This window comes from Terribacillus sp. JSM ZJ617, from assembly GCF_044383785.1.
Classification (GTDB): Bacteria; Bacillota; Bacilli; order Bacillales; family Amphibacillaceae; genus Terribacillus.
Window position 1 is genome coordinate 1 of sequence record NZ_JBISEQ010000007.1, and the last position, 23,089, is coordinate 23,089.

Below are 23,089 nucleotides of genomic sequence, written 5' to 3' on the forward strand. Positions count from 1 at the left end.
GATAAAAAAAGCAGACGAAAATCAATAAAAGATGAACGTCTGCGAATACCCCCGAATCCCGCACTCTAGACTGGGCACATTGAGTGTGTGGCGGAGATTGAGTTGAAGGTGTCTAACTAAAAAAACGTTTCCCAGTTAAAAATAAACTTTTCCTAATAAGACCTAGATTTCGGTAAGATATACAATTCCGATTTCTGGGTCTTTTTCATGTGCAGCACGTGTTCTTACTCATTTTTCTCTAGTTTTCCTTTCCTCAACAAATTCGGAAATCCGGAGATCTATATTATCACACTATCTTCAAACTGTGATATTTAGATTAAATAAAAATTAAGTAAGATTAAATTTTATTAACTTTATTTTATATTAAATGTATTTTACAATAAAGATGTAGTAATTAATTGTTTAATTTATCGTACAAAGGGATGGTAAAGAATCATGGAATTCAAACATATTACAATAGCGGGCAGTGGGGTTTTAGGAAGTCAAATCGCTTTTCAAACTGCATTTAATGGTTTTCATGTAACAGTATACGATATTAATGATGTAGCATTACAATCAGCTAAAGACAAAATAAACATATTGAAAGGGCGTTATCAAGAGGATTTACAGGCTAGTAAAGAGCAAGTAGATTCTGCATCTGACCGCATCTCTTACTATAGCGACCTGGCAAAGGCAGTTGCTGATGCAGATTTGCTGATAGAAGCAATACCAGAGATAGTGACGATTAAAACAGAGTTTTATGAGAAGCTAAATCAAGTTGCACCAGATAAGACTGTTTTTGCATCAAACTCATCAACATTGATGCCAAGTCAGTTTGCTGGAGCGACAGGACGTCCTGAAAAATTCCTGGCACTTCATTTTGCTAATGAAATTTGGATTAATAATACAGCCGAAATTATGAAGCATCCAGGCACAGATATGAATGTGTTTGACCAAGTAGTTGAGTTTGCGAAAGCAATTGGAATGGTAGCATTGCCTCTTCATAAAGAGCAGCCAGGATATATTTTGAATTCATTGCTTGTTCCTCTTCTAGATGCAGCAGAGCTATTGCTATCAAGAGAGGTTGCAGATGTGGAGACGATCGATAAAACATGGATGATTGCTACAGGAGCTCCGAAAGGTCCATTTGCAATATTGGATGTTGTCGGAATCAAAACATCTTATAATATTGTGAAGGCTAAAGCGGACGCAACAGGAAATTCAGAATTTAAGCAACTCGCAGATTTACTGAAAACAGAGTATGTTGATAAAGGAAAACTTGGAGTTGCTACAGGAGAAGGCTTCTATAAATATCCTAATCCTCGATTTATGGACCCTGATTTCTTGGGGAATCAATAAAAAAGTAAATCCTCCTGTCATAATGGCAGGAGGATTCTTTTTAAAGTCTATTTTAAGTCTTGCAAAAGATGCTCGGTAAACTGGTCTACCATTTCCGGACATTTTTCATTTTTTCTCGTCACTCGCCATAAATAATTGGAAAGGGTAAAGTACTCATTAATCGAAATCGTCACCACTTCATCTCTTAAATGTGCCGGCAATGCTTGGATAATATAATCATTCGTTATCGTGATAGCATTCCTTTGCAGCACCATTTGTAAAAGGACATCTCCATTATTTGTCGTTAATGCAATCCTATTTCTCAAGTTATCTGGAAACAAATCTTCAGCTATTTTCTTTAAGTAAGGGTCATTGTACAATACGATTGATTCATTCATTTCGTTTATGATTTGGTCAAGGGAGATTTTATTGTTGAATCGTAGTAAGGAGCTCTTATTAACGGCAAGCACCACTTCAACCCTTTTAATCGGTTCCCATTCCAATGCAACATCATGATTGTTTGACCCTAGTGAAACAAACCCCATATCTGCATGGCCATTTTTTACTTGTTCCAGCACAGCAGCCGTATCTTCCTCCACTACTTGCACATTTACATAAGGATAGCTTTCTCGGAATTCGAGGGTATTGTTAATGATTTGGGACACTAATCCAGGAATTGTAGCAATGACAATATTACCATACTGGTTGTTTTTTGATACTGCAATATCATTTTTAAGCCTGTCGATTGTTTTCAAGACAGAAACAGCATACTGGATGACCTTTTTTCCTTCAGCGGTTGGAACTACTCCTTTGCGTGAGCGTGTGAAAAGCAGTACGTCTAATTCAGTTTCTAACTGGGTTATGGAGAGACTGATTGCTGGGACAGTCATCATGTTCTTTTTAGCAACCTCAGTAAAGGAGCCTAACTCTCCGACATCTACTAAATATTGAAGCTGGGTTATATTCATGTTTTGTCACCTTAAATAGTTTTAAGTTAGTTTTAGTTTGTAAAAGTTATTTTATCAAAAAAGAGGGGAGATATGATATGTAAATAAAGATAAAAGTATAGTGGGCGAGGAATTTAAAGGAGGTTTAATAGGAGCAATAAGGTATGCTCAAAAGCAACATCGGTCAGCGGTTTCTAAAAAAGAAAGCTTTTATACATAAGTGCTAATTTTGGGTAATCGTTTCCTTAGTCCTCATTTACATTCTCACGGAAGGGAAACTAAAAAGCAAAGAGGACGAAATTATTGATTAATGAGACTTGCTACAGTGCGGGTCTTTTTTCATTTCAATTATAAATCTTAATATTACAAAGTGCTTATCATAATTTTTATCTACTATGTCTAACTAAAATAAACTCTTCCCAGTAAAAATAAACTTTTCCTAATAAGACCTGGATTTCGGTAAAATAAACAATTCCGATTTCCGGGTCTTTTTTTCGCTGCAGTTTCTTGCGATAAGAGAAACGGTATGATAATTTTATAATGAACGTTCAATATAAAAGAGGGTGTCATATGAGAAAGTCACAGAAAAAAGAAGCTATATTGAATACGGCAGAAAAGTTATTTTATCAGAATGGTTTTCATGCAATTGGTGTTAAATCAATATTGGATCAAGCTGGAGTCGCACCGATGACTATGTATTATCATTTCGAATCAAAGGAAGAATTAATTAAAGAAGTATTAGCCCGAAGAGAACATCAATATTTTGAATTAGTAGGAGATAAGCTTAACAAAGGTGATGGTATTCATACTTACGTAAAGTCGTTGATTCAAGCTCATATAAACTGGTTAGAAGCAGAAGGTACAAATGGTTGTTTGTTTTTAAGAGCAAAGCAGGAATATGAAGGTGTAAACGAGGGAATTGCCTCCTTAAGCAGAGAGCATAAAAAAACACTTGTTAACAAAATTGAAAATGATATGAAGGCATTTGATGTTCCAAAATCCTTGGGTATGCAAATCATGATTATTTTAGAGGGTTTAACATCCATGACCCAAATACAGGAATTAGATGAAATAAAAGAAGCAGCAGAACGTTTAATGAAAGGTATGCAGGTTTCTGATAAATGAATTTGAATAGGAAGATCAATGTAGTGCATTGTTTCCTATTTTTTTTACACAATTATTATAATGAACGTTATATATAAAATAAGAGGTGATAGATATGTTTGAAAATAAATTGATTGTTGTTGGGTTACCAATGATTGCTGTGACATATGGTTTATCTCGATTCAGTTATGGGCTGATGCTTCCATATATTAATGAAACAATGAATATGGCACAATCCACTAGCGGGGTCATTTCGTCTTTGTCTTATATCGCATACTGTATAGCAATCGTTTTGGCAATGGTATTTTCGAACAGAGTATCACCGAGGTCTATTCTTATTGTTGCAGGATTCTCATCCACTATTGGTTTGGGGATTATATCTGTATCGGGTAATCCTGGAGTATTAGGTTTAGGTATATTTCTGGCCGGGCTAAGTACAGGTTTTTCTTCACCACCGTACGCTGATATTATTGATGAAAACGTAGAAATAAAATTACAGAATCAGACTAATTCATGGATAAACTCTGGTACGAGTATTGGAACAGCTTTAACTGGAGTTATTGCAATTATAATGACAGATAGTTGGAGAGAAACGTACTTAATATTTATGGTCATTGCCATAGTAGTATTATTCGCTAATTACAAAGTGCTGCCTAAAAAACAAAATCAAACTTTAAATAAAAACGTAAAATCAGGTTTCTCAAAAGAAGAGTGGAGAAGAGCCATACCATTAATTCTGGCATCTCTATTGTTAGGAATCTCCTGTTCGGCCTATTGGACATTTTCAAGAGATTTTATGTTACAGAATGAGAGTGTTCCTGATTACCTCGGAGAGTGGCTATGGGTGATTATTGGAGTTGCAGGGTTATTAGGAGGAACTGCAGGTGCATGTATCAATAAGTTTGGTTTAATGCCTGCATACAGGATTTCTGTGATAGCACTTTCAACCTCGTCTCTGCTATTAGGGACATTTACAGATTACATTATGATAGGGTTTCTATCACCAGCCCTTTTTGGTAGCTCATATATTTTTATGACCGGTGTGTTAATAGTATGGGGAATTTCCGTGTTTAAGTCCAACCCATCATTTGGACTAGGTATACCCTTTTTAATACTGGCACTTGGTCAAGCAATAGGATCAATTTTCTCCGGGGTCATTGCAGATCTATTAAGCTATAATGTTCTATTTATAGGTGCTTCTATAATTGGGTATCTAGCTTTAATATTTAAAAGAACATGAAGTTAGATTTGAAATTGCACCCTCTGTTATGGGTGTGTCAGTTGAATAGTTTAATCAATTAGAATATCTACTGAACTAACATGTAGTGTGAGATCCTTTTCTTCTATATATCTTCATCCTACTATGTCTAATTAAAAATAAACTCCTCCTAGTGAAAATAACTTCAGACCTGAATTTTGGTAAATAAACAATTTCGATATCCGGGTCTTTTTTGTGCAAAGACTTTGTCTTTCCTAGCTTGATTTTATCCTGTCTAGTAATAGTTTATTATGGATATTGAGAGTAAAGAGAAAGTGGTGCTAACATGGTCTTGTATAAAATAGCTTAATTATCTATTTAGTGCCGAGCTGTATTGTAATTACTATATTCACAATCAGGAGGAAAGACAAAATGCTAAACGAAGTTAAACACAATTTAATCGTATCCTGTCAGGCTTTACCAGAAGAACCCCTACATAGTTCATATATCATGTCAAAAATGGCATTAGCTGCAAAGCAAGGAGGCGCAAAAGGCATAAGGGCAAATTCTAAAGAGGATATTATAGAAATAAAAAAGGAAGTGAGCCTTCCTGTTGTTGGAATAATTAAACGTGATTATAAAGATTCCTCGGTATACATCACACCTACATATCAAGAGATTGATGAACTGCTAGAAAGTGGATGTGAAATGATTGCTATGGATGCTACAGAAAGAAGAAGGCCTAAGAACATTGAATTAGGGGAATTAGTACGATATGTTCGAGAAAAAGATTCTTCGGTACAATTGATGGCTGACATTGCTACTTTAGAGGATGCTATACAAGCTGATCAGCTTGGTTTTGATTGTGTTTCGACTACTTTGTATGGCTATACGGAGGAAACAAAGAATAACAAACTTTACGACAACGATTTTGAATTCTTAAAAAGAGTACTTGATAATGTTAGTATTCCGGTAATTGCTGAGGGTAATGTCATAACACCAGAAATGGCAAAACGATGCTTACAATTAGGGGCATATTCTGTTGTGGTCGGTGGTGCGATTACTAGGCCGCAGCAGATTACTGAACGCTTTGTAGATATAATAAATTGAAAAGATACATATTTAAATTCCTTCGTGTAAAGATATACATTTGATATACAGACCTGGATTTCGGTAAAATAATTATCTCCGATCTCCAGGTCTTTTTTATGTGTACCTAGTTCGATATTCAGTTTTCTTTGCACTTTTTACTGGTTAATAGTAAAATAAAATGTTGTATTTTTTACTATGTTTTGATATGTATTGCTTGAGCGTGTTTAAAGTAAAAGAAACAGAGCATCTTTGCTCCTTGAATAAATATTAGATTTGTAACTATAATGAGAGGGTTTTATATATGAAAGATAATTTCTGGCGTGATTTACCACGACCATTTTTTGTATTGGCTCCGATGGAAGATGTGACGGATGTTGTGTTCCGTCATGTAGTGAGTGAAGCTGGCAGACCTGATGTGTTCTTTACTGAGTTTACAAACTCGGAGAGCTATTGTCATCCAGATGGAATAGATAGTGTGCGTGGCCGTTTGACGTTCACGGAGGATGAACAGCCGATGGTGGCTCATATATGGGGAGATAAGCCTGAGAATTTTCGCCAAATGAGTATTGGTATGGCGGAGTTAGGGTTTAAGGGACTAGATATCAATATGGGCTGCCCTGTACCTAATGTTGCAGGAAATGGAAAGGGAAGCGGCCTTATTTGTCGTCCTGAAGTTGCTGCAGAGCTGGTACAAGCTGCAAAAGCAGGTGGATTGCCCGTAAGTGTGAAGACAAGACTTGGATATACGGATATAGATGAATGGCGCGACTGGCTGACACATGTATTGAAGCAAGACATTGCTAATCTTTCCATCCATCTGCGTACAAGAGCGGAAATGAGCAAGGTAGATGCACATTGGGAATTGATTCCGGAAATCAAGAAACTTCGTGATGAGATAGCTCCTGATACACTTCTAACGATCAATGGGGATATTCCAGACCGTGAAACTGGCTTAAAACTGGCTGAACAATACGGAGTTGACGGGATCATGATTGGGCGCGGGATTTTTACAAATCCGTTTGCCTTTGAAAAGGAACCGAAAGAACATAGCAGTAAGGAATTGCTTAATCTTTTGAGACTGCATCTGGATCTCCATGATGAATATTCAAAAGCAGAAGCCCGTGCGTACAAGCCTCTTCCACGCTTTTTCAAGATATATCTTCGAGGATTCCGAGGTGCAAGTGAATTGAGAAATCAATGCATGAACACGAAGTCAACGGATGAAGTTCGCGCATTGCTTGATGATTTTGAGAGAAAGTATCTTGTTGAGGTGGAAGAGCAGTAGAAGTGTATTAGGTAGAAATGAAGTGGAAGCAAAACAAGTTTTAGTATAGAATTGGCTGGTATAAAAGCGGTATTGAACCGATTATGCCAGCCAATTTTTATATTATATGATTTTAATAATCTATTGAATGGTCTCTCCTAGTTGAATTTATGAAGACGAGCATATCCACTTACGTTTTAAATTAGCTTAAACAAATGATGCAAAACCAAATCTAAATACAGCAATGAATATCATAAAAGGGATAACAACAATAGCAACGATTGAATTAATAATTATAAGTAGTAGTTTAACTCTTTTTTCATTTATAAATATCGAAAAAGTAAGTCCGATGATTGGATTTAATATACAAAATACGACAAGGAAATTCATGATTGAATTTGCGAACAATGCACCTTGTGATATATAAGTAGCATATGTATAAAGGGTTAGCAGTGCTATTATGGTTAATATTAGGCAAAAGATAGAGAGAAATGGGTTAAGGGACCTCAAAGCATTCACATCCTTTAGTGAATTAAGTTCATTTTTTGCTATAAGATTGGAATGTTACTGGTGTTTAAAATAAAGAGACTGGATAATGAGTGTGAAATAAGCATATAAAGAGTCTCAATATATAGGTTAGATTATATGATTAATCAGCTTTTATTATCCTTTAACTTTTCAATCAGCAGCGCCGAAGTAATTACAATAACCCAAATATCTACTAAAACCAGCGAACTAAAAAATGCGTCAGCAAGTGAATGATTATTGCTTAATCTATAAATTAACGAACCCAATGAAAATAATGCAAAATAAACAAGCATATAGAACACTCTTCCAGATGTTAACCACACTATGAGACCAATTAGAATAACTCCTATGATAACCCAGTCTATAGCAGATATTACTATTACCTCCATCAAATGAATAATCACTATTTCTTTACAAATTACAAGGTACACTACAATATATATACAAAATATACCATTTTTTCTGACGTGGTTAAAACTTTCTTCTAATGTACAAGAATCTATCATACTTTTAGCGCTAATGTCTTTTGAATTTATTTTGTATTTCTAATAAGAGTAGGTGTCTTATACATGTTAATTCTTATATGTGGTATTGGTCACTTGATGGCGTGTCTTATTCTCAAAACATCTGAATCAGGCAGCTCTAACAGGATAGTAGGCTATCGAACAAAGCGATCAATGAAGAATGAAGCTTTGTGGAAATTAGGGCAATCTTATGCTGCTAAATTGCTAGTGTTGGCAGGAGTGATGCATATAGTCATTGGAGGGATAGTGTTATTGTTTTTTCGCTATGAAAATGAGTTTTATTTGTTTGTTGAATTACTGTGGGTAATTATTTCTTTATTTATGATATATGGATTAACTGAATGGAAATTGAAGCGAAAAGAGGAAGAAATAATTACTGAAAGAGAGCGATGATGCTGATTTTTTAATTGTGTCCGTACTTGAGTTGCTCATGAAAACAAAGAGAATACCTAACATTAACAGATATTTGAATCTGTTACGATATTGTTTTCGTAGGCATATAAAATATCTATTTTTAATATTACATAGGTTGGAGGTGTACTGGTGATAAAAAGTAAAAAAATGTTGTGGATTGCTCTTTCCCTATTTATTATTTCTACAGCAATTGGTTTTCCTTTTCCACATGCAATTCCGTATGGAGAGACCATTATATCAGTCTTTAATTTTCCGATTCGTACTGTAAATGGTTTGAATTTTATGGGTGTATTTTCATTTGCTTTATTTATTGCAAGTTTATTTTTCCTTACCAGATCGTTGAAGAAGTATCATAAGCGTGCAGTCTTAATTGCAATTATTTTAGTTGTTCTTTTGCCTCAAATGCTCATTAGTTCTTATCAAAAAACAATTGCAACCGGAATTTATGCTGTTTTTTACGACAGAGAAGCTAGTTATTGTGAATTTGAAATGGTTGGCGAATCAACATTAGGTGGAGAATGTGAACTTTCTTTTGAGAATTACAGCACGGATGATCTCCAATATACACTTGAGTTTCAGGAGAGCTACCCTTTTGAAGATGAAGTTCCTATGGTCTCACTCATGAATCATAATAAAGTTCCATATGAGGTCAGCATAGAGGGAAAAGAGAAAAAAGTAGTGAAAATCAAAACAAACATAGATGTTTCGAACATAGAAAACCATGTTGAAGGGGGAAGTGCATCAGATATAAATATTATTATTAGGTCCGGTGATAAAATAAGGAAACTGTGATTTAGAGAAGAGTGAATCTATATAAAAACTAATAAGGGAATGCTACAATTAATTGGAATTTTAAGTTAGGAGTGAGTATTTGTTAACTGTACTTCGTATTATTTTAGCAATAATTGTAGTGACATTCGGAATTTATGGATTGGTCACAGGTAATCATGAGCTATCTCCTTATATGTTTTTCTTTTTAGGTCTAATGATGATGGTTATAGGGATTTCTGAATTTAAGGTAAAACGGCAGGGGAATGCTGTTTTGTGTATTCTAGTGTCTATAATTGTCCTTTTTGTTTCCATTTTTTACTGGTTAGAATAAGTGTAATCCACTAATATAAGATCTGAATGAGGATCATTGAGTGATAGTTAAAGATTCTTATTCGGAGGTCAGCAAGGAGTGGGCTATAACAGTGGTGAAGATGCTGAAGCGCATTTCCATACTGTATGGCGTGATAAGTTAGCTGATTACGGCGGAGCGTTTTCAGAATAACGGTTAGAATAAGTACTAAAAAAGCGTTAGTCCTGTTATCCAGGTATAACGCTTTTCTTCAATATATATCATGAATTAAATTTTTTCATCAGCAAACAATTGCTTCTTATCCCATTTCCCCCATTTATAATAAGAAAAAGAAAAGATACTGCTTAGAATAAAACTAATTCCCATTCCTAGCGCGATTCCGTTTTCCCCAATGAAAGCTGAGCAGATATACGTCAGCGGGTAGCGAAGCAGCCAGAAGGATAAGATGTTCAAAATCAGTACTTGGTACATCGCTCCTGAGCTTCGGACGATGCCGTTCAAGATAAAATTAAGCCCGATAAATGGATAGAAGAAAGCAATGATTTTTAAGTAATCGGTGCCGAATGAAACGGCTGATTCCTCATCGATAAACAAACTGGTTAAAGGTTCTGCGAGTAAAAAGACAAGAATGGCAATCACAAGCATAATAGCTAGATTAAACAGTGCGCCGTACTTCGCGATTTCTTTTACCCGGTCCCAGCGTCCGATACCAATATTCTGGCCGGCCATACTGTTGACGGCTGTCCCTAATGCCATGGCAGGCAAGGTGATCAAGCTATCAATTCTTTGCGAAGCTCCAAATCCGGCGACGACCGATCCGCCGAAAGAGTTGACGACACTCATTATTGCTGTCACACCAGCATAGATGACCATCATTTGCAGACCGGATGGAATGCCAAGCTTCAAAATAAGCAATACTTGCTCCTTCTTTGGTAAGAAAGGAATAGATAGCGGAGCAAGCCCATTGCGAAGTGTGTACCACAAACCTAAGAGGAAAGCGACTGCTTGCGATAAGACCGTGGCATACGCTGCGCCTTCGATACCCAAGCCAAAACCAGAAATGAATAATGGATCCAGAATCGTGTTCAAAATAACGGCGACTAAAACAAACTTCAATGGTGTTTTACTATCCCCTAAAGCTCTTAAGACAGTACCAATAAAGTTGTAGCCCATTAAAAACAAAATACCGATAAAGTTAACCTGTAAATAAGTTCTGGCTTCATCCACCATGTCAGCAGGTGTATGGAGCATGATGACAATTTGCCTGGAGAAAAGCAATCCGATAATACCAACAAATATGGATAACAATCCGAGTACAACAACGAAGGCATTTAAGTAAGCTTTTAATCCTTGATTGTCGCCTCTTCCTCTTTGTTGAGACAAAACTGTCAGAGTAGTATTATTGATCCCAATAATAAATGCAAGTATCGTTAGTAAAACGGTAGAGGAGACGGTTACTGCACCAAGCGCATTTGCGCCTAGGAGATTACCGACCCATAGACTGTCAATGAATTGATATGAAACCTGCAATAAGTTCGTAAGCATAATAGGTCCGGCAAAAGTAAAGAGCTGCTTCATTATCCGTCCCTCTGTAAAATCCTGTTGCACCAAGGTTATTGACACTTCCTATCTTTACGTATGTATGAATACCTATGTGAGAATCATACTGTTCTGCATTTATCCTTATCGTATTCGACTAACCATAACATAAACGCTAAATTAGGTTATAACATAGAACAGAGAACCGTACAAATCCGGGGTTATCTTGATTTGTGCGGTTTCTTAATAGTAGTTCATATACTCGTTATGGAGAATATCAATGTTGAAAATTTATGCTTATTTAGGATAAAGACTTACTCTGTTTTCTTAGCGTTAAGATATTTAATATAGACCTTATACTAGAGTTTAAGAGAAGGATGATAAAAGTAACATATTGAATCGGATTAGTCGTGCCTGATTCTCGAATAAAGATCATATAGAGCAGCATTGCTATACAGACAGTAGCAAAAGTAAGATTTATTACCAAAGAAAAGATTAGGCGTTTTCTTGCAGATCTTGCTTTTGTTGCTTCCATAGCTGACCTCCTAATGTTCTTTATTAAGGTGAACTTTATAATTGCTTGTCTCTTCCTGTTCTAATCTGGATTTTTTAATGGCTAATCAAGTATAAATAAATCATACTATATTTTTCCAAAGTAATATAAGCGAATTCCTCTTCGGAAATGAAATTAAAAGAGCCATTCTAACCAATCAATACATTAGTAATAGCTTGCACCATGAGCCTGTATAACGCACCTAATTCGGGAAATCCTAACTTTGAACAATTTTATGAGAAGAGGAGGGAGATCCCATGGTTAAAGATTCCTATGCACCTCGCGAGAAAAAGAATGGCGAAGGTAAGAAGCCTGATGAACAAAGAAGAGGAAAAGCGAGATCAAATACTCGCGGTGGAAGAAATTAATAGTAAGATTGGATTGAAATATCTAATTGGCGTTTCTTTTTAACTAAATGATTATTCCTTATATAGACCCGGTATATGTGAGATATTCTTTCATTATACTGGGTCTTTTACATGTGAATTCGCGGTATCAAGAACTGGATTTTTTGCCTATTTCAATCACCATAACTCTTGTCTATACTTAGGTTGTTATTTTTATACAATTGTTTGAATTTTTAAACTAAGTCAAACAGGAGGTATAGGGATGGAGCAGTCGCACAAAAATGGCTTTATCATGCGATCTTTGAATGGCATTGAACGAGTCGGCAACAAGCTTCCTCATCCGGTTACGTTATTTTTCATCTTTGCTGCAGTAGTGGTTGTGTTATCGGCTATTTTTTCTGCAATCGGTGTCAGTGTAGAAGACCCTCTCAATGAAGGAGAAACAATCGCTGTCAAAAATCTGCTGAACTCTGAAGGGATTTTATATCTGTTCGAAAGTGCTGTAACAAACTTCACTAACTTTGCTCCGCTTGGAACAGTTTTGGTGACGATGCTTGGTATCGGAATTGCAGAACGCTCGGGATTAATCAGTGCCGCTCTTCGCGGGCTTGTTACTTCGGTTCCCCGCACACTGATGACGGCAGCATTAGTTTTCGGTGGGGTCATGTCGAGTATGGCAGCGGATGCTGGCTATGTTGTATTGACACCATTAGGAGCTGTCTTGTTCGCGGGCTTAGGACGTCATCCACTGGCGGGTCTCGCAGCAGCTTTTGCCGGAGTATCCGGTGGTTACAGTGCGAATTTGCTGCTAACTTCACTTGATCCGCTCCTTGGCGGTATGACGCAGGATGCCGCAGCAATCATCAGCCCTGAATATGCGGAAGGCATCAACTATGCGATGAACTTTTACTTTATGTTTGCTTCCGTTTTCCTGCTCACAATTTTAGGTACATGGGTAACTGATAAGATCGTAGAACCGCGGCTTGGCACGTATAAAGGCAATGTTAATGAAGAAGTTAATTACCTTAAGCCGGAAGAGAAGAAGGGGTTATGGGGAGCACTTATTGCCTTCCTCTTAACTATTGTTGCTATTGTGTTACTTGTTATTCCTTCTTGGGGGCCATTAAGAGCGGGTGAAGCTAATATTATCGATGCACCGTTCTTGAATACGCTCGTCCCAGTCATCCTGATTGTATTTTTTATTCCCGGTCTTGTATATGGGCTCATTACAAAAGAAATCAGAAACGATAAAGACGTCGCCAATCAACTCTCGGAAACGATGGCAACGATGGGATCCTACATTGTGCTAGCATTTGCCGCAGCTCAATTCGTTTCTTATTTCAACGAGTCAAACCTTGGTACCGTTCTAGCGGTTAGAGGTGCTGCTTTCATTGACTCCACCGGTTTTACAGGTATTCCGCTAATACTGACCTTCATCATTGTTTCAGGTTTTATCAATTTGTTTATCGGCAGTGCCTCTGCTAAATGGGCTATCATGGCACCAGTGTTCGTCCCAATGATGATGCTCTCGGGCTATTCACCTGAATTTACCCAACTCGTGTACAGAATAGCCGATTCAACCACTAATGTTATCTCCCCTTTAATGCCATATTTCGCAATCGTCATCGCCTTTGCACAAAAGTACGATAAAAAGGTTGGAATCGGTACATTGATTTCGACTATGCTTCCTTACTCAATTGCCTTTACCATCGGCTGGGTATTGATGCTGCTAATTTGGATGTTGACTGGGCAGCCGATCGGACCAGGTACGCCAATTGAATATCCTTGATCAATGAATAGCAGGAGCCCGATTCCTTGAATGGAATCGGGTCTTTTTCTATTTGTAATTATTCAGATATATTTTGAGGAAAAAACTTTATCTGGCATCCTGCTGCAAAACATGTTAAAAAAGTATAGGAATCATTTCAGAAAATTACCTTTCATTCATTTGATAGATTAATAGATTCCTCAATAGAAGGGAGGAAGAATTATGAAGAAAACAACGAGAGTAATCCTAGATCCAGAAATCATGGACACAGAAATTAGCTCGCTAGATAATAAAGGGTCTGGTCAGGCAGTTGTATGGATGGATAAAGGACAGGACAAGCTGCGGAAAGTGAAACTGACTGTACCGAAGACATTACCAGGCGAAAAAGTGCGAGCCACTGTAGCTTGGCCGCATGCGAAAAGATCCAAAGCCGCTTTAGAGGAAGTTTTGGAGGCACATCCAGAACGGGTTGCAGCAGCCTGTCCTCATTTTGACTTATGTGGCGGGTGCGCATGGCAGCACTGGCAGTATGAAGGACAGTTAACGCATAAAACAGCTCATGTTAAAGAAGCTTTGTTAGGACAAGGCTTTGATCCAGAGCTTGTGAAAGATACTATTGGTATGGAGAATCCTTGGCAGTATCGCAATAAAATGGATTTTGCTTTTGCACCGGATGGTTCAATGGGCTTGCATGAACAGGGGAATTTCCGTAAGATCATCCCGCTTGAGACATGTTTGATTATGGAAGAAGACATGAAGGAAGTTGCTATGGAAGTTGCCAGCTGGGTGAAGGACCATGCATTAAGTGGGTATAACAAAGATACGCATGAGGGTCTGCTTCGGCATTTGATGGTAAGACAATCATTTGTTACCGGGGAAATCATGCTGGCACTGTTTGCGACACAAGTGCCAGAGACAGGTTTGGCTCAGGCTACCGAACAGCTCAAGAAACGAATTGAACAAAAATATCCGAAGGTAAAAAGTCTTTTATGGTTTGTAAATACAGATTGGGCCGATAGCATCCAAGCAGAGGACATGCATTTATTGGCCGGACGTGATTTCATTTATGATGAAATCGGAGGCTATCGATATCGTCTTTGGTTTGATACCTTCTTCCAGGTCAATCCGGTACAGGCACAGAAGCTTATCGACACAGCTCTAGAAATGGCACAGCCGAAAAAAACAGAAACGATGCTGGAGCTGTTTTGCGGAGTAGGAACCTTTTCACTTCCTTTTGCCAGCAAAGTTGAGAAACTTGCCGGCATCGAAATTGTGGAAAGTTCCATCGAATCAGCCAAACGAAATGCAGCAGACAACGGCATTTCCAACACCTACTTCCTAGCCGATAATGCCAGATTTGGAATGGATAAAGTTCTAGAGAAATTTGGCACGCCAGACTTGCTGCTGTTAGACCCTCCTCGGTCTGGAGCAGGCGGGAAAGTAATGAGAAAAATCGGCCGATCCAAACCAAAACGGATCGTTTATGTATCCTGTAATCCAGAAACATTTGCAGTTGATATTAAGGAACTAAATGAATTTGGTTATACCTTAGAGGAAGTTCAGCCGGTAGATTTATTTCCGCATACTGTGCATGTAGAGTGTGTTGCTGTACTAACTTTAGATTAACAAAGAAAGACAGATCACATAGAGCGAGTGATCTGCCTTTTTTTCGTTATTTTGCTGGTAAATCTTCAATGGAATCAATGTCCATATAGGATGGTACAACAATACCATTTTTTGCACCTTCCAAATTTGCACCTAAATCAATAATATCTTCCTTATGCTGTTCAAAGAATGGTCCATGTGTTACTGGTAACCAAGGAGCTACTGATGCATCCCCTTCTCCTTGGGCAATTGATTGGAATAAAACAGCTGGATCGACAGGAGTGACGGTTACCTCAAATCCTTGCTGTTCCAATACTTGCTTTATAACTTCACCCGAAGCCCGTTCTGAATCCCAAGGAGTAGATACTAATTCAAACTCTTTTCCCTGGACCTTATCTACGCCTTCCGTCCATTCCTTGACCTCATCTTGATTTGCGTCAATCCATTTAGTTGCAGCTTCCTCAAATTCCATATTTTGAGCGTCATTCATCACAGCTTCCATGTCTTCTATTTCCCAGTTAAAACGATCAAGAACTTCATAAGCTTCCGGAAAATCTTCTTGTAAACCTGTTCGGACTATTGTATGTATGCCTTCATCTCTACCCATAGTACCTTTTGGATCTTCTAAGTATTTTAAATCGTATGAAGCAAACATCCAGTGCGGATTCCAGCCAACTATTACAATGGGCTCTTCATTATCAATGGCCTCACCTAACTCGGTTAACATTCCTGCAGTTGAGCTCTCAAAAAGTTCCCATTCATTTAAGTTCTCATAACCCTCTACCGTATCTTCAGCAAGCCCCATTGCACCAGCTCCTGGTTCAATACCTGTAATTGTATAATCTAATTCTTCGCCTAAATCTGCAGTTTCGCTGTTACTCTCAGAGCTGCCGCAGCCTGTTAAAACAAAAACAAAAGACAAGACTGATATAATACCGATTATTCTTTTTTTAATCAAAAATTCTTCCCCCTTCTCTTTATAAGCACAAGTATTATGTTAACTCATACAGAAAATACAGTAAATTCTATAAAAACTGTATAAATTGGTGTTTACTGCTGTAGGGCGGCGTCAGGTGGATTAAGCTGTATTATCCATTTAAATACACAGTTATGGTCCGTTTTAAGGTGCTATCTGAATGAAATGGCTTACAAAGAGTGAAAGGGGAGTTTCTTGGATTTTGCCCTGATTAATGATGAATCCTACCACGTGATAACTTGGTTGGCTAAGTTGAAATGTGTAATTGGATACTGATTACTGGTATTTTATCCTGCGACAAAAGTTTGGTTTTTGGAAATTTCATCTAAATTACTGGGAATGAATGGATCGCTTTTGTATAATTTTTAACGACTATAGTAATAATCCATTAAGATCATCTACAGAGGTGAGTGACCATGAAGGTTAAATTTATTGTTGCTTTATTTATGACGATTTTTGTACTAGGAGGTTGTAACATGAATAATGATAACGAATCAAAATCTTCTTCAGCAAATGAAGCTAAAGAATTTCCAGAAGTAACAGCATTTGAAGATGAATTTACGCGTAGTTTTCTGGAATCCACTGAAACAACAAGAGAAGGATATTACTCTTTTGTTTCTAAGAGTAATAGTTTTAAGATGGATTTTCCTCAAGATATGATTATTAATGAAGAAAGTCATACTGTTGAACCGGATGATCGTGGAGAGTATATCTATATGGAATACAATCCAGAAGGTTCAAAGGATTTATATGCAGTAAGAACAATTCAATATACAAACTTCATGACAGATGAGGCGAATAGCAAAAAACAAATTTCAAATAGCTTAGACTTAGAACTGGAATTTAACGAGATTTCTTTGAATAATGATCAGAAATTACAAGTGGCGGATTTTGAATATGATGAAGAGATTTCTGGAATAGCAGCGCTTATCTCAAATAGTAAAAATCAAGAACTTCAAATAATTGCTGACATTCAATGTGGAGAAGCTACTCAGTCTGATACTTGTGCTTCAGAAAAGGAAAAGGAAAAAGAGAAGATAATTGAATGGTTGGAAACTATAGAGTTCATCAATACTGAAGGACGGTGATGACTTTATGGGTAATAAAATAATTATAACTCCAAGTCTTCAAGCACGTCTCCTTGATTTAGAATATCAAAACTTAGATTCAACAAAATTTGAAGAACAATTCAAACAGATATATTTAGAGGAAACAGGGCAGTTATTAGAAGGAGAGATTCAGTCTTATAATTCTAATAAGTCAACAGATAGTGCTATTAGTGAATCTGGTTACAATGGTACAGCTGTATATATTGACACGGGAGATAGTCAAGAATTATTTATAGTATCACAGGGATCCCAAGATACAGTAGATTGGCTTTACAATATCAAGGCTATGTTTGCTGGCCGTTCTATAAGCCAAGCACTTGCTACAGATAAGTTTGTCGATGAAGCCAAGGAGAAATTTCGAATTGATGAAAGTGTGGAAGTTACTGGCTTCTCACACTCACTCGCTCATAATAACAATACTGTAGCTCTCCTCAATTACGATACATTTGATCAAGTGTACAGTATAAATGGAGCTCAAACTAATTACTATCAACAGTATTTTGCTGATCGAAACTTCCAGTTAGAAGTAAGGAAGAATTTTTCTATTTCCTCCTCTAAGGAGTTGTATGAGATTCCTCCACAGGATCTACACGATTTTGCTATGGATTTTTACGGAGACAAAGCTAAAAATATTCATCAAACAATATCTGAGGACGATCCTCTATATGCTGTGAGTGTTGTGCGCGGCTTCTTTACACTAGGAAGTATTACTATGGTTGATACAAATCCGGATGTTCCTGGACTTCGGGAGCTGATTGCCGATATACCTGATAATATTATTAAAGATTTTCAGGAGCTGGCAATTGATTTCGCGGTTGCGTCTAACGAAGGAGGGACAAACGAAGGTGTAAAAGAACTGATAGGTATTGATGTCGGGGCATTTAAAGATAAAGAGGGGATGGAACTGGCAGGCCATATCATAGCAAATTATGACACTATGGTCCGTGCCTTAAATGAAAAGCTGCCACCTCTTCTAGATAGAGTCCAAACAGTAACTGCTAATTCAAATGAAATTTTCGGCAGCTTAGAGGAAGCTGGTTATATAACGGAGAGGCAAAAAGAAGTAACCATTGATCATTTGACCAAGATAGAGAAATCATTGATTGATATTGAGAATATCCTTAAAGACAACGTTAATCTCAGAGATAAACTCAACAATCCTTTTTTAGGAGCTGGTAATGAAATTGTTACTATTCTAAGATTAGCCAGTAACTTGGTTGAGATTTATATGAGTTATATGGAAATTGAAAAGACAGGTATTCTGAAGCGATTAGAGTCCATTAAGGATAGTCATGGTCTGCAGGAGATGCTTTCATCTATGTCAGATGGATTGAAGAGTTACATAGGTGCAGACATGATCTACACATCAACATCAACCAAGGGCGAACCCATCAAAGTAAATATCTCCGCAGCACTTCGAATGTATCAGAAATCCATCCCCATCCTAGAAGCAAAATCAACCAAGATCAGTAATTTCGAAAAGGCAATAAAACATGAATTAGATGAGTCGTACAAGGACGAGAAGAGAAAAGTTCAGGATGAAATCAATCAAATGGAATCCAGTCCTAGCAGCTATCGATTCTTATTAAGTAAACATGGGTATTACCCGACTTTCAATAAAGAGATAAAATTAATCAGGGTTCATGAGATATTTTATCCGTTAGAGAATAAAGATTTTGAAGAACAGCTGGAAGAGTTGAAGAAGTCGGTAGAGTCAGGCAAGTTATATATAGAAAAGTATCGAAAGGCTATTGAGGATTTATTTGAGGAAGAAGAAAACGTATCTCAGTTATTCGACCTATCGAGGAGGATTTGAATGCCTCAATTTACATTCACTGTTACAGAACAACTGATTCCGAATCAAGATTATACCGATAAGAAAAAGCAATTGCGTGTACATGTAGATAATATGAGAGCAGATGATGACGAGTTTTATGCATTGGTAAACAATATCGTTGTTGGTGAAGATCAGAAAGGAAAAATTATTGATGCAATGAAGAAAGAGACTACCGCCCGCAAGGATCGGGATGAGTCTATTTATACTGACGTGATTTCAAAGATTAATAAAGCTGTTAATTCATTTAATGAGCAAGTTGCTGATATGAAGAAGCAGAGATTATCAGTTACTTATGAAGATAAAACTGAATAAATGAAAAGGCTTTGACTCCTTATAAGAGATCAAAGCCTTCTTTTCTACCTTTAATAGTACGAATCATTCTCACGCCAATTCTCTTCTTCCTCGTCTGTCATCACGTCGTCAGGATCTATTAATCCGGTCATTTCAAAGCTTTCTCCGTTATCATCAGAAACAAGCGTTGCTTTCACATTTCCACCGTAATAATCTCCATTGGTGCCTTGTCCCATCTGCATGACGATCTGGTCTCCATCAAACTCCGCCGATTCCATTACCGAAAAGACATCCTTGTATATGCCTGGCAAGACAACCTCGAACTTATCCCAATTCGATCCGCCGTCGGTTGTACGATAGTATTCTGTAGGACCTGTTGAACCAAAGCTCATGAAACCAAGGTCCATAGAGACGAAGGTTCCACTTTGCACAATCCGTTCACTTGGCGCGCTGCCGACTAGATTCCATGTCTTTCCGCCATCAGTTGTTTGGTAAACTTGATTGCCTTCGGCTGACATGGTTCTGCCGCCTGACAGAATGACAAAACCATCCTGCTCGCTCGTAAATCCGATGATTCGCAACCGGATACCTTCGATTGCACCAGGCAGTTCCGCTGTCTCCCACGTCTTGCCTTGATTAGTTGATGACAAGATGGCAGTTTGCTTAAATCCTCCAACAATAAAGGCGAGTCTGTCTTGAGATAATACATAACTTTGATCAATCAGTTCCGTTTTGGAGCCTTGATATTCCCCAGAAAAGAGCTCGTCGACTTCGACAGGAACTTCCATCCAATCCTGGCCATTATTCATAGTTATATGCAAGCCTGATTGGTCGATTGTATAAGATATGATAGCAGCGGTAGGTGTTGGTTTTTCTTCAGGTTTCGGAGCCTCTTCTTCCTGACAGCCAACTAACAGAAATAAACAGAGACAAATACCTACAATATAACGCATATTTCTACATCCTTTCTGTCATTCTATTTTATGGTAAATCGGAGTGAGAGCACAACCGATGCTTCTTGATTTTAACAACTATCATGACAATGTTTTCCCTTGTGATGAGTATGTAATGGGGAAAAGCTTCATACTAAATTGCAGACGAAGCTCAAGGAGGATGGACGGAAATGAATCAAGAAGAACTTGGAGTAGAACATACAACAAAACTAAGAAAATTAAAAGATCAAGTCATCGTCATAACCGGCGCATCCAGCGGTATCGGACTAGTAACAGCCAGGATGGCAGCTGCCGAAGGAGCGAAAGTAGTACTTGCCGCAAGAAACGAAGCAGCGCTGAAAGAGTTAACAGAAGAACTACGGCAAGCTGGTCATGAAGCTGTTTATGTACGAGCGGACGTTGGTATTGAAGAGGATGTGAACATGATTGCAGAAACGGCGCTAAAGTCTTTTGGCCGGTTCGACACGTGGGTGAACAATGCGGGTGTGGGTATTTACGGTAAGGCAATGGAGGTAAGTAATGCAGATATGAAACGACTGTTTGCCACAAATTATTGGAGTGTTGTTTATGGCTCCAAGCAAGCAGTACGTCATTTCTCGGAACGGGGAAATACTGGGGCACTGATTAATGTTGGTAGTTCATCTGGAGATAAAGGCACTCCCTATCTATCTTCTTATGCGACTTCAAAGTTCGCTGTACGCGGATGGACGGAAAGCTTGCGAATGGAGCTTGAAAAAGAAAAAGTCCCCGTTTCGATTACACTAATCCATCCAGCAAGAGTCGATACTCCTTATAGTGAGCATGCCAGAAGCTATCTCAAGCATCATCCAGTTCATAAAGGCATGATCTATCCTCCAGAAGCAGTAGCTGAAGCTATTTGTTATGCCGCTGCGAATCCGAAAAGGGATATCTATGTTGGCTCGCAGGCAAAGGTGATGCAATTTCTAGGAATGAATTTTCCAAGCTTCACAGATAAAGCATGGGAGCTTGTTTTACCTCGGACGCAGTACGATAAGAACAGGCTATCAAATTTACCGGAAGAAAGTAATCTGTATCATGCTGGATACGGTATGCATGAGCGTGGTGCGAATCTCGGATGGAAACGAAAACGGAGTATATTTGTTAAAGCAGTGAAACATCCTGTTCTAACACAAGTTCTGATAGCGGGGTTAAGTGCATGGTTATTCCTAAGAAGGAATCGAGATAATTAGAAGGACATATATATTAAGATAAAGTTAATTTGGAATAAATGTAAATTTAACAATTAATCTTGTAATCCCGCAGAAATACCACTATAATTGTTCTTATTAAAAAGACAGTTGTCCTTTTAGGGTGGACTGCTACTATTTCTCCCTTAGTACAGCATAAGAAGTGAGGGGATTATCATGAGAAATGCTTTAAAACTGTGGAATCGGTTAAGCTTGGTGCAGCAGATTATTATTGGTCTTATTATCGGTATTATTTTAGGAGTAACGATTCCAGATGCTGCGCAGCCTGTCACAATTCTAGGTACGTTATTCGTTGGTGCTTTAAAAGCCATTGCACCGGTGCTTGTGTTGTTCTTGGTTATGGCAGCAATCGCGCAGCACAAAAAAGGACAGCAGACAAATATGAAGTCGATCATCGTTCTTTATCTTGTCGGCACTCTTGCAGCTGCAGTCGTGGCTGTAGTAGCAAGCTACATTTTCCCGATCAGCTTATCACTTGCAGATCGTCCTGAAGATGTAGCGGCAGCTCCTGGTGGCATTGCCGAAGTACTGCAGACATTATTGCTGAATATCGTGGACAATCCGGTCAATGCAATCGTGAACGCAAACTATATCGGTATCCTAGCCTGGGCTATACTGTTCGGATTGGCATTGCGGAATACATCAGATACAACGAAGTCTGTCATTTCCAACTTCTCGGATGCCATTTCGAAAGTAGTTACATGGGTGATCAAGCTTGCGCCACTTGGAATCTTAGGCCTTGTTTTCACATCCATTTCGGAAAATGGTCTATCGTCCTTATCAAGCTACGGTCAATTATTGGCCCTGCTGCTTGGCTGCATGTTTTTCGTGGCACTCGTTGTCAATCCGCTTATTGTCTACGTGTTGATCAGACAGAACCCATATCCACTTGTATTTGCTTGTTTAAAGGAGAGCGGTGTAACAGCATTCTTTACTCGCAGTTCGGCAGCAAATATACCAGTTAATATGAAGCTGAGCGAAAAGCTTGGCTTGAACAAAGATAGCTACTCTGTATCCATTCCGCTCGGTGCAACAATCAATATGGCTGGTGCAGCAGTTACCATATCTGTTTTGACTCTTGCAGCTGTTCATACGATGAATATTGAAGTCGACATCGTGTCTGCTATCCTTTTAAGTGTTTTAGCAGCTATTAGCGCATGCGGTGCTTCTGGCGTGGCAGGGGGATCATTACTTTTGATCCCGCTCGCAAGCAGCCTGTTCGGTATCCCGGCTGACGTTGCGATGCAAGTAGTAGGTGTAGGCTTCATCATTGGTGTCGTGCAAGACTCTGCTGAAACAGCACTTAATTCCTCTACAGATGTCTTGTTCACTGCTGCTGCTGAGTTCAAGGAAAGAAGAAAAGCAGGAGAGAAGATTAAGATCAACGTTAATAATAAAACTGCTTAAAACTAA

Annotated in this window: 20 protein-coding genes; 15 read left to right on the forward strand and 5 right to left on the reverse strand. The window is 38.1% G+C overall.

What is annotated here, in order from left to right; genetic code table 11:
* Positions 1–435: 435 nt before the first annotated feature.
* Positions 436–1,338 carry a 3-hydroxyacyl-CoA dehydrogenase gene (locus ACH6C1_RS17545; protein WP_374079411.1) on the forward strand — a complete coding sequence of 301 codons (903 nt, stop codon included), beginning with the start codon at positions 436–438 and terminating at the stop codon, positions 1,336–1,338.
* 47 nt (positions 1,339–1,385) lie between these two features.
* Here ACH6C1_RS17545 and ACH6C1_RS17550 read toward each other — a convergent pair whose 3' ends face one another.
* On the reverse strand, positions 1,386–2,285 hold the full coding sequence (locus ACH6C1_RS17550) for a LysR family transcriptional regulator (protein WP_095218812.1): 900 nt from the start codon (positions 2,283–2,285) through the stop codon (positions 1,386–1,388).
* Positions 2,286–2,834: 549 nt separating this feature from the next.
* Between ACH6C1_RS17550 and ACH6C1_RS17555 the strand changes: the two genes are divergently transcribed.
* The 7 genes from ACH6C1_RS17555 to ACH6C1_RS17585 all read left to right on the forward strand — a co-directional run bounded on the left by ACH6C1_RS17555 (position 2,835) and on the right by ACH6C1_RS17585 (position 9,490).
* Complete coding sequence (locus tag ACH6C1_RS17555) at positions 2,835–3,389, forward strand: TetR/AcrR family transcriptional regulator (RefSeq protein ID WP_374079414.1); 555 nt, start codon at positions 2,835–2,837, stop codon at positions 3,387–3,389.
* Positions 3,390–3,483: 94 nt separating this feature from the next.
* Entirely contained in the window at positions 3,484–4,608 is a 1,125-nt protein-coding gene (locus tag ACH6C1_RS17560) for an MFS transporter (protein ID WP_374079417.1), read from the forward strand.
* A gap of 390 nt (positions 4,609–4,998) precedes the next feature.
* Positions 4,999–5,676: an N-acetylmannosamine-6-phosphate 2-epimerase gene (locus tag ACH6C1_RS17565; protein ID WP_374079420.1), complete on the forward strand. Its 678-nt coding sequence runs from the start codon at positions 4,999–5,001 to the stop codon at positions 5,674–5,676.
* 283 nt (positions 5,677–5,959) lie between these two features.
* Positions 5,960–6,943, forward strand: coding sequence for a tRNA dihydrouridine synthase (locus ACH6C1_RS17570; RefSeq protein WP_095218808.1), 984 nt, complete (start codon positions 5,960–5,962; stop codon positions 6,941–6,943).
* A gap of 1,076 nt (positions 6,944–8,019) precedes the next feature.
* The gene (locus ACH6C1_RS17575) at positions 8,020–8,367 is read left to right on the forward strand and encodes an SdpI family protein (protein ID WP_095271011.1); all 348 of its coding nucleotides are present in this window, start codon (positions 8,020–8,022) and stop codon (positions 8,365–8,367) included.
* 150 nt (positions 8,368–8,517) lie between these two features.
* Positions 8,518–9,180, forward strand: coding sequence for a hypothetical protein (locus ACH6C1_RS17580; RefSeq protein ID WP_374079424.1), 663 nt, complete (start codon positions 8,518–8,520; stop codon positions 9,178–9,180).
* 79 nt (positions 9,181–9,259) lie between these two features.
* A complete protein-coding gene (locus ACH6C1_RS17585) occupies positions 9,260–9,490 on the forward strand; it encodes a YczI family protein (protein WP_095271024.1) in 231 nt (76 codons plus the stop codon).
* Between the two features lie 246 nt (positions 9,491–9,736).
* Here ACH6C1_RS17585 and ACH6C1_RS17590 read toward each other — a convergent pair whose 3' ends face one another.
* Positions 9,737–11,047 (reverse strand): MATE family efflux transporter, encoded by a 1,311-nt coding sequence (locus tag ACH6C1_RS17590; protein ID WP_374079427.1) that lies wholly within the window; start codon positions 11,045–11,047, stop codon positions 9,737–9,739.
* 262 nt (positions 11,048–11,309) lie between these two features.
* Complete coding sequence (locus tag ACH6C1_RS17595; RefSeq protein ID WP_374079429.1) at positions 11,310–11,543, reverse strand: hypothetical protein; 234 nt, start codon at positions 11,541–11,543, stop codon at positions 11,310–11,312.
* 627 nt (positions 11,544–12,170) lie between these two features.
* Between ACH6C1_RS17595 and ACH6C1_RS17600 the strand changes: the two genes are divergently transcribed.
* Positions 12,171–13,697: an AbgT family transporter gene (locus ACH6C1_RS17600; protein WP_095218799.1), complete on the forward strand. Its 1,527-nt coding sequence runs from the start codon at positions 12,171–12,173 to the stop codon at positions 13,695–13,697.
* A gap of 201 nt (positions 13,698–13,898) precedes the next feature.
* Positions 13,899–15,302: a 23S rRNA (uracil(1939)-C(5))-methyltransferase RlmD gene (gene rlmD, locus ACH6C1_RS17605; RefSeq protein WP_374079431.1), complete on the forward strand. Its 1,404-nt coding sequence runs from the start codon at positions 13,899–13,901 to the stop codon at positions 15,300–15,302.
* A gap of 46 nt (positions 15,303–15,348) precedes the next feature.
* On the opposite strand, the gene ACH6C1_RS17610 is transcribed toward rlmD, so the two are convergent.
* Positions 15,349–16,239, reverse strand: a complete 891-nt coding sequence (locus tag ACH6C1_RS17610) for a glycine betaine ABC transporter substrate-binding protein (RefSeq protein ID WP_374079434.1) — start codon at positions 16,237–16,239, stop codon at positions 15,349–15,351.
* A 494-nt stretch (positions 16,240–16,733) separates the two neighbouring features.
* On the opposite strand from ACH6C1_RS17610, the gene ACH6C1_RS17615 reads away from it, so the two are divergent.
* From ACH6C1_RS17615 to ACH6C1_RS17625, 3 genes are read left to right on the forward strand one after another with little or no spacing between them, the layout of a single operon-like run.
* On the forward strand, positions 16,734–17,345 hold the full coding sequence (locus ACH6C1_RS17615; RefSeq protein ID WP_374079437.1) for a hypothetical protein: 612 nt from the start codon (positions 16,734–16,736) through the stop codon (positions 17,343–17,345).
* Positions 17,346–17,352: 7 nt separating this feature from the next.
* The gene (locus ACH6C1_RS17620; RefSeq protein ID WP_374079439.1) at positions 17,353–19,182 is read left to right on the forward strand and encodes a DUF6792 domain-containing protein; all 1,830 of its coding nucleotides are present in this window, start codon (positions 17,353–17,355) and stop codon (positions 19,180–19,182) included.
* Positions 19,183–19,515 (forward strand): hypothetical protein, encoded by a 333-nt coding sequence (locus ACH6C1_RS17625; protein WP_374079442.1) that lies wholly within the window; start codon positions 19,183–19,185, stop codon positions 19,513–19,515.
* A 50-nt stretch (positions 19,516–19,565) separates the two neighbouring features.
* Here the strand turns inward: ACH6C1_RS17625 and ACH6C1_RS17630 are convergent, their stop codons facing one another.
* Entirely contained in the window at positions 19,566–20,447 is an 882-nt protein-coding gene (locus ACH6C1_RS17630; RefSeq protein WP_374079444.1) for a WD40/YVTN/BNR-like repeat-containing protein, read from the reverse strand.
* Positions 20,448–20,617: 170 nt separating this feature from the next.
* On the opposite strand from ACH6C1_RS17630, the gene ACH6C1_RS17635 reads away from it, so the two are divergent.
* Together ACH6C1_RS17635 and sstT are read left to right on the forward strand one after the other, a co-directional pair.
* Positions 20,618–21,658, forward strand: a complete 1,041-nt coding sequence (locus ACH6C1_RS17635) for an SDR family oxidoreductase (RefSeq protein ID WP_374079447.1) — start codon at positions 20,618–20,620, stop codon at positions 21,656–21,658.
* Positions 21,659–21,832: 174 nt separating this feature from the next.
* Positions 21,833–23,083, forward strand: coding sequence for a serine/threonine transporter SstT (sstT, locus tag ACH6C1_RS17640; protein WP_374079450.1), 1,251 nt, complete (start codon positions 21,833–21,835; stop codon positions 23,081–23,083).
* The last annotated feature ends 6 nt before the right edge of the window (positions 23,084–23,089 follow it).

What these genes read in the sequence shown, in the direction of transcription:
- ACH6C1_RS17545 (WP_374079411.1), top strand. Translation starts at nt 436, where the DNA reads ATGGAATTCAAACATATTACAATAGCGGGCAGTGGGGTTTTAGGAAGT.
- ACH6C1_RS17550 (WP_095218812.1), bottom strand. Translation starts at nt 2,285, where the DNA reads ATGAATATAACCCAGCTTCAATATTTAGTAGATGTCGGAGAGTTAGGC.
- ACH6C1_RS17555 (WP_374079414.1), top strand. Translation starts at nt 2,835, where the DNA reads ATGAGAAAGTCACAGAAAAAAGAAGCTATATTGAATACGGCAGAAAAG.
- ACH6C1_RS17560 (WP_374079417.1), top strand. Translation starts at nt 3,484, where the DNA reads ATGTTTGAAAATAAATTGATTGTTGTTGGGTTACCAATGATTGCTGTG.
- ACH6C1_RS17565 (WP_374079420.1), top strand. Translation starts at nt 4,999, where the DNA reads ATGCTAAACGAAGTTAAACACAATTTAATCGTATCCTGTCAGGCTTTA.
- ACH6C1_RS17570 (WP_095218808.1), top strand. Translation starts at nt 5,960, where the DNA reads ATGAAAGATAATTTCTGGCGTGATTTACCACGACCATTTTTTGTATTG.
- ACH6C1_RS17575 (WP_095271011.1), top strand. Translation starts at nt 8,020, where the DNA reads ATGTTAATTCTTATATGTGGTATTGGTCACTTGATGGCGTGTCTTATT.
- ACH6C1_RS17590 (WP_374079427.1), bottom strand. Translation starts at nt 11,047, where the DNA reads ATGAAGCAGCTCTTTACTTTTGCCGGACCTATTATGCTTACGAACTTA.
- ACH6C1_RS17595 (WP_374079429.1), bottom strand. Translation starts at nt 11,543, where the DNA reads ATGGAAGCAACAAAAGCAAGATCTGCAAGAAAACGCCTAATCTTTTCT.
- ACH6C1_RS17600 (WP_095218799.1), top strand. Translation starts at nt 12,171, where the DNA reads ATGGAGCAGTCGCACAAAAATGGCTTTATCATGCGATCTTTGAATGGC.
- rlmD (WP_374079431.1), top strand. Translation starts at nt 13,899, where the DNA reads ATGAAGAAAACAACGAGAGTAATCCTAGATCCAGAAATCATGGACACA.
- ACH6C1_RS17615 (WP_374079437.1), top strand. Translation starts at nt 16,734, where the DNA reads ATGAATAATGATAACGAATCAAAATCTTCTTCAGCAAATGAAGCTAAA.
- ACH6C1_RS17620 (WP_374079439.1), top strand. Translation starts at nt 17,353, where the DNA reads ATGGGTAATAAAATAATTATAACTCCAAGTCTTCAAGCACGTCTCCTT.
- ACH6C1_RS17625 (WP_374079442.1), top strand. Translation starts at nt 19,183, where the DNA reads ATGCCTCAATTTACATTCACTGTTACAGAACAACTGATTCCGAATCAA.
- ACH6C1_RS17630 (WP_374079444.1), bottom strand. Translation starts at nt 20,447, where the DNA reads ATGCGTTATATTGTAGGTATTTGTCTCTGTTTATTTCTGTTAGTTGGC.
- ACH6C1_RS17635 (WP_374079447.1), top strand. Translation starts at nt 20,618, where the DNA reads ATGAATCAAGAAGAACTTGGAGTAGAACATACAACAAAACTAAGAAAA.
- sstT (WP_374079450.1), top strand. Translation starts at nt 21,833, where the DNA reads ATGAGAAATGCTTTAAAACTGTGGAATCGGTTAAGCTTGGTGCAGCAG.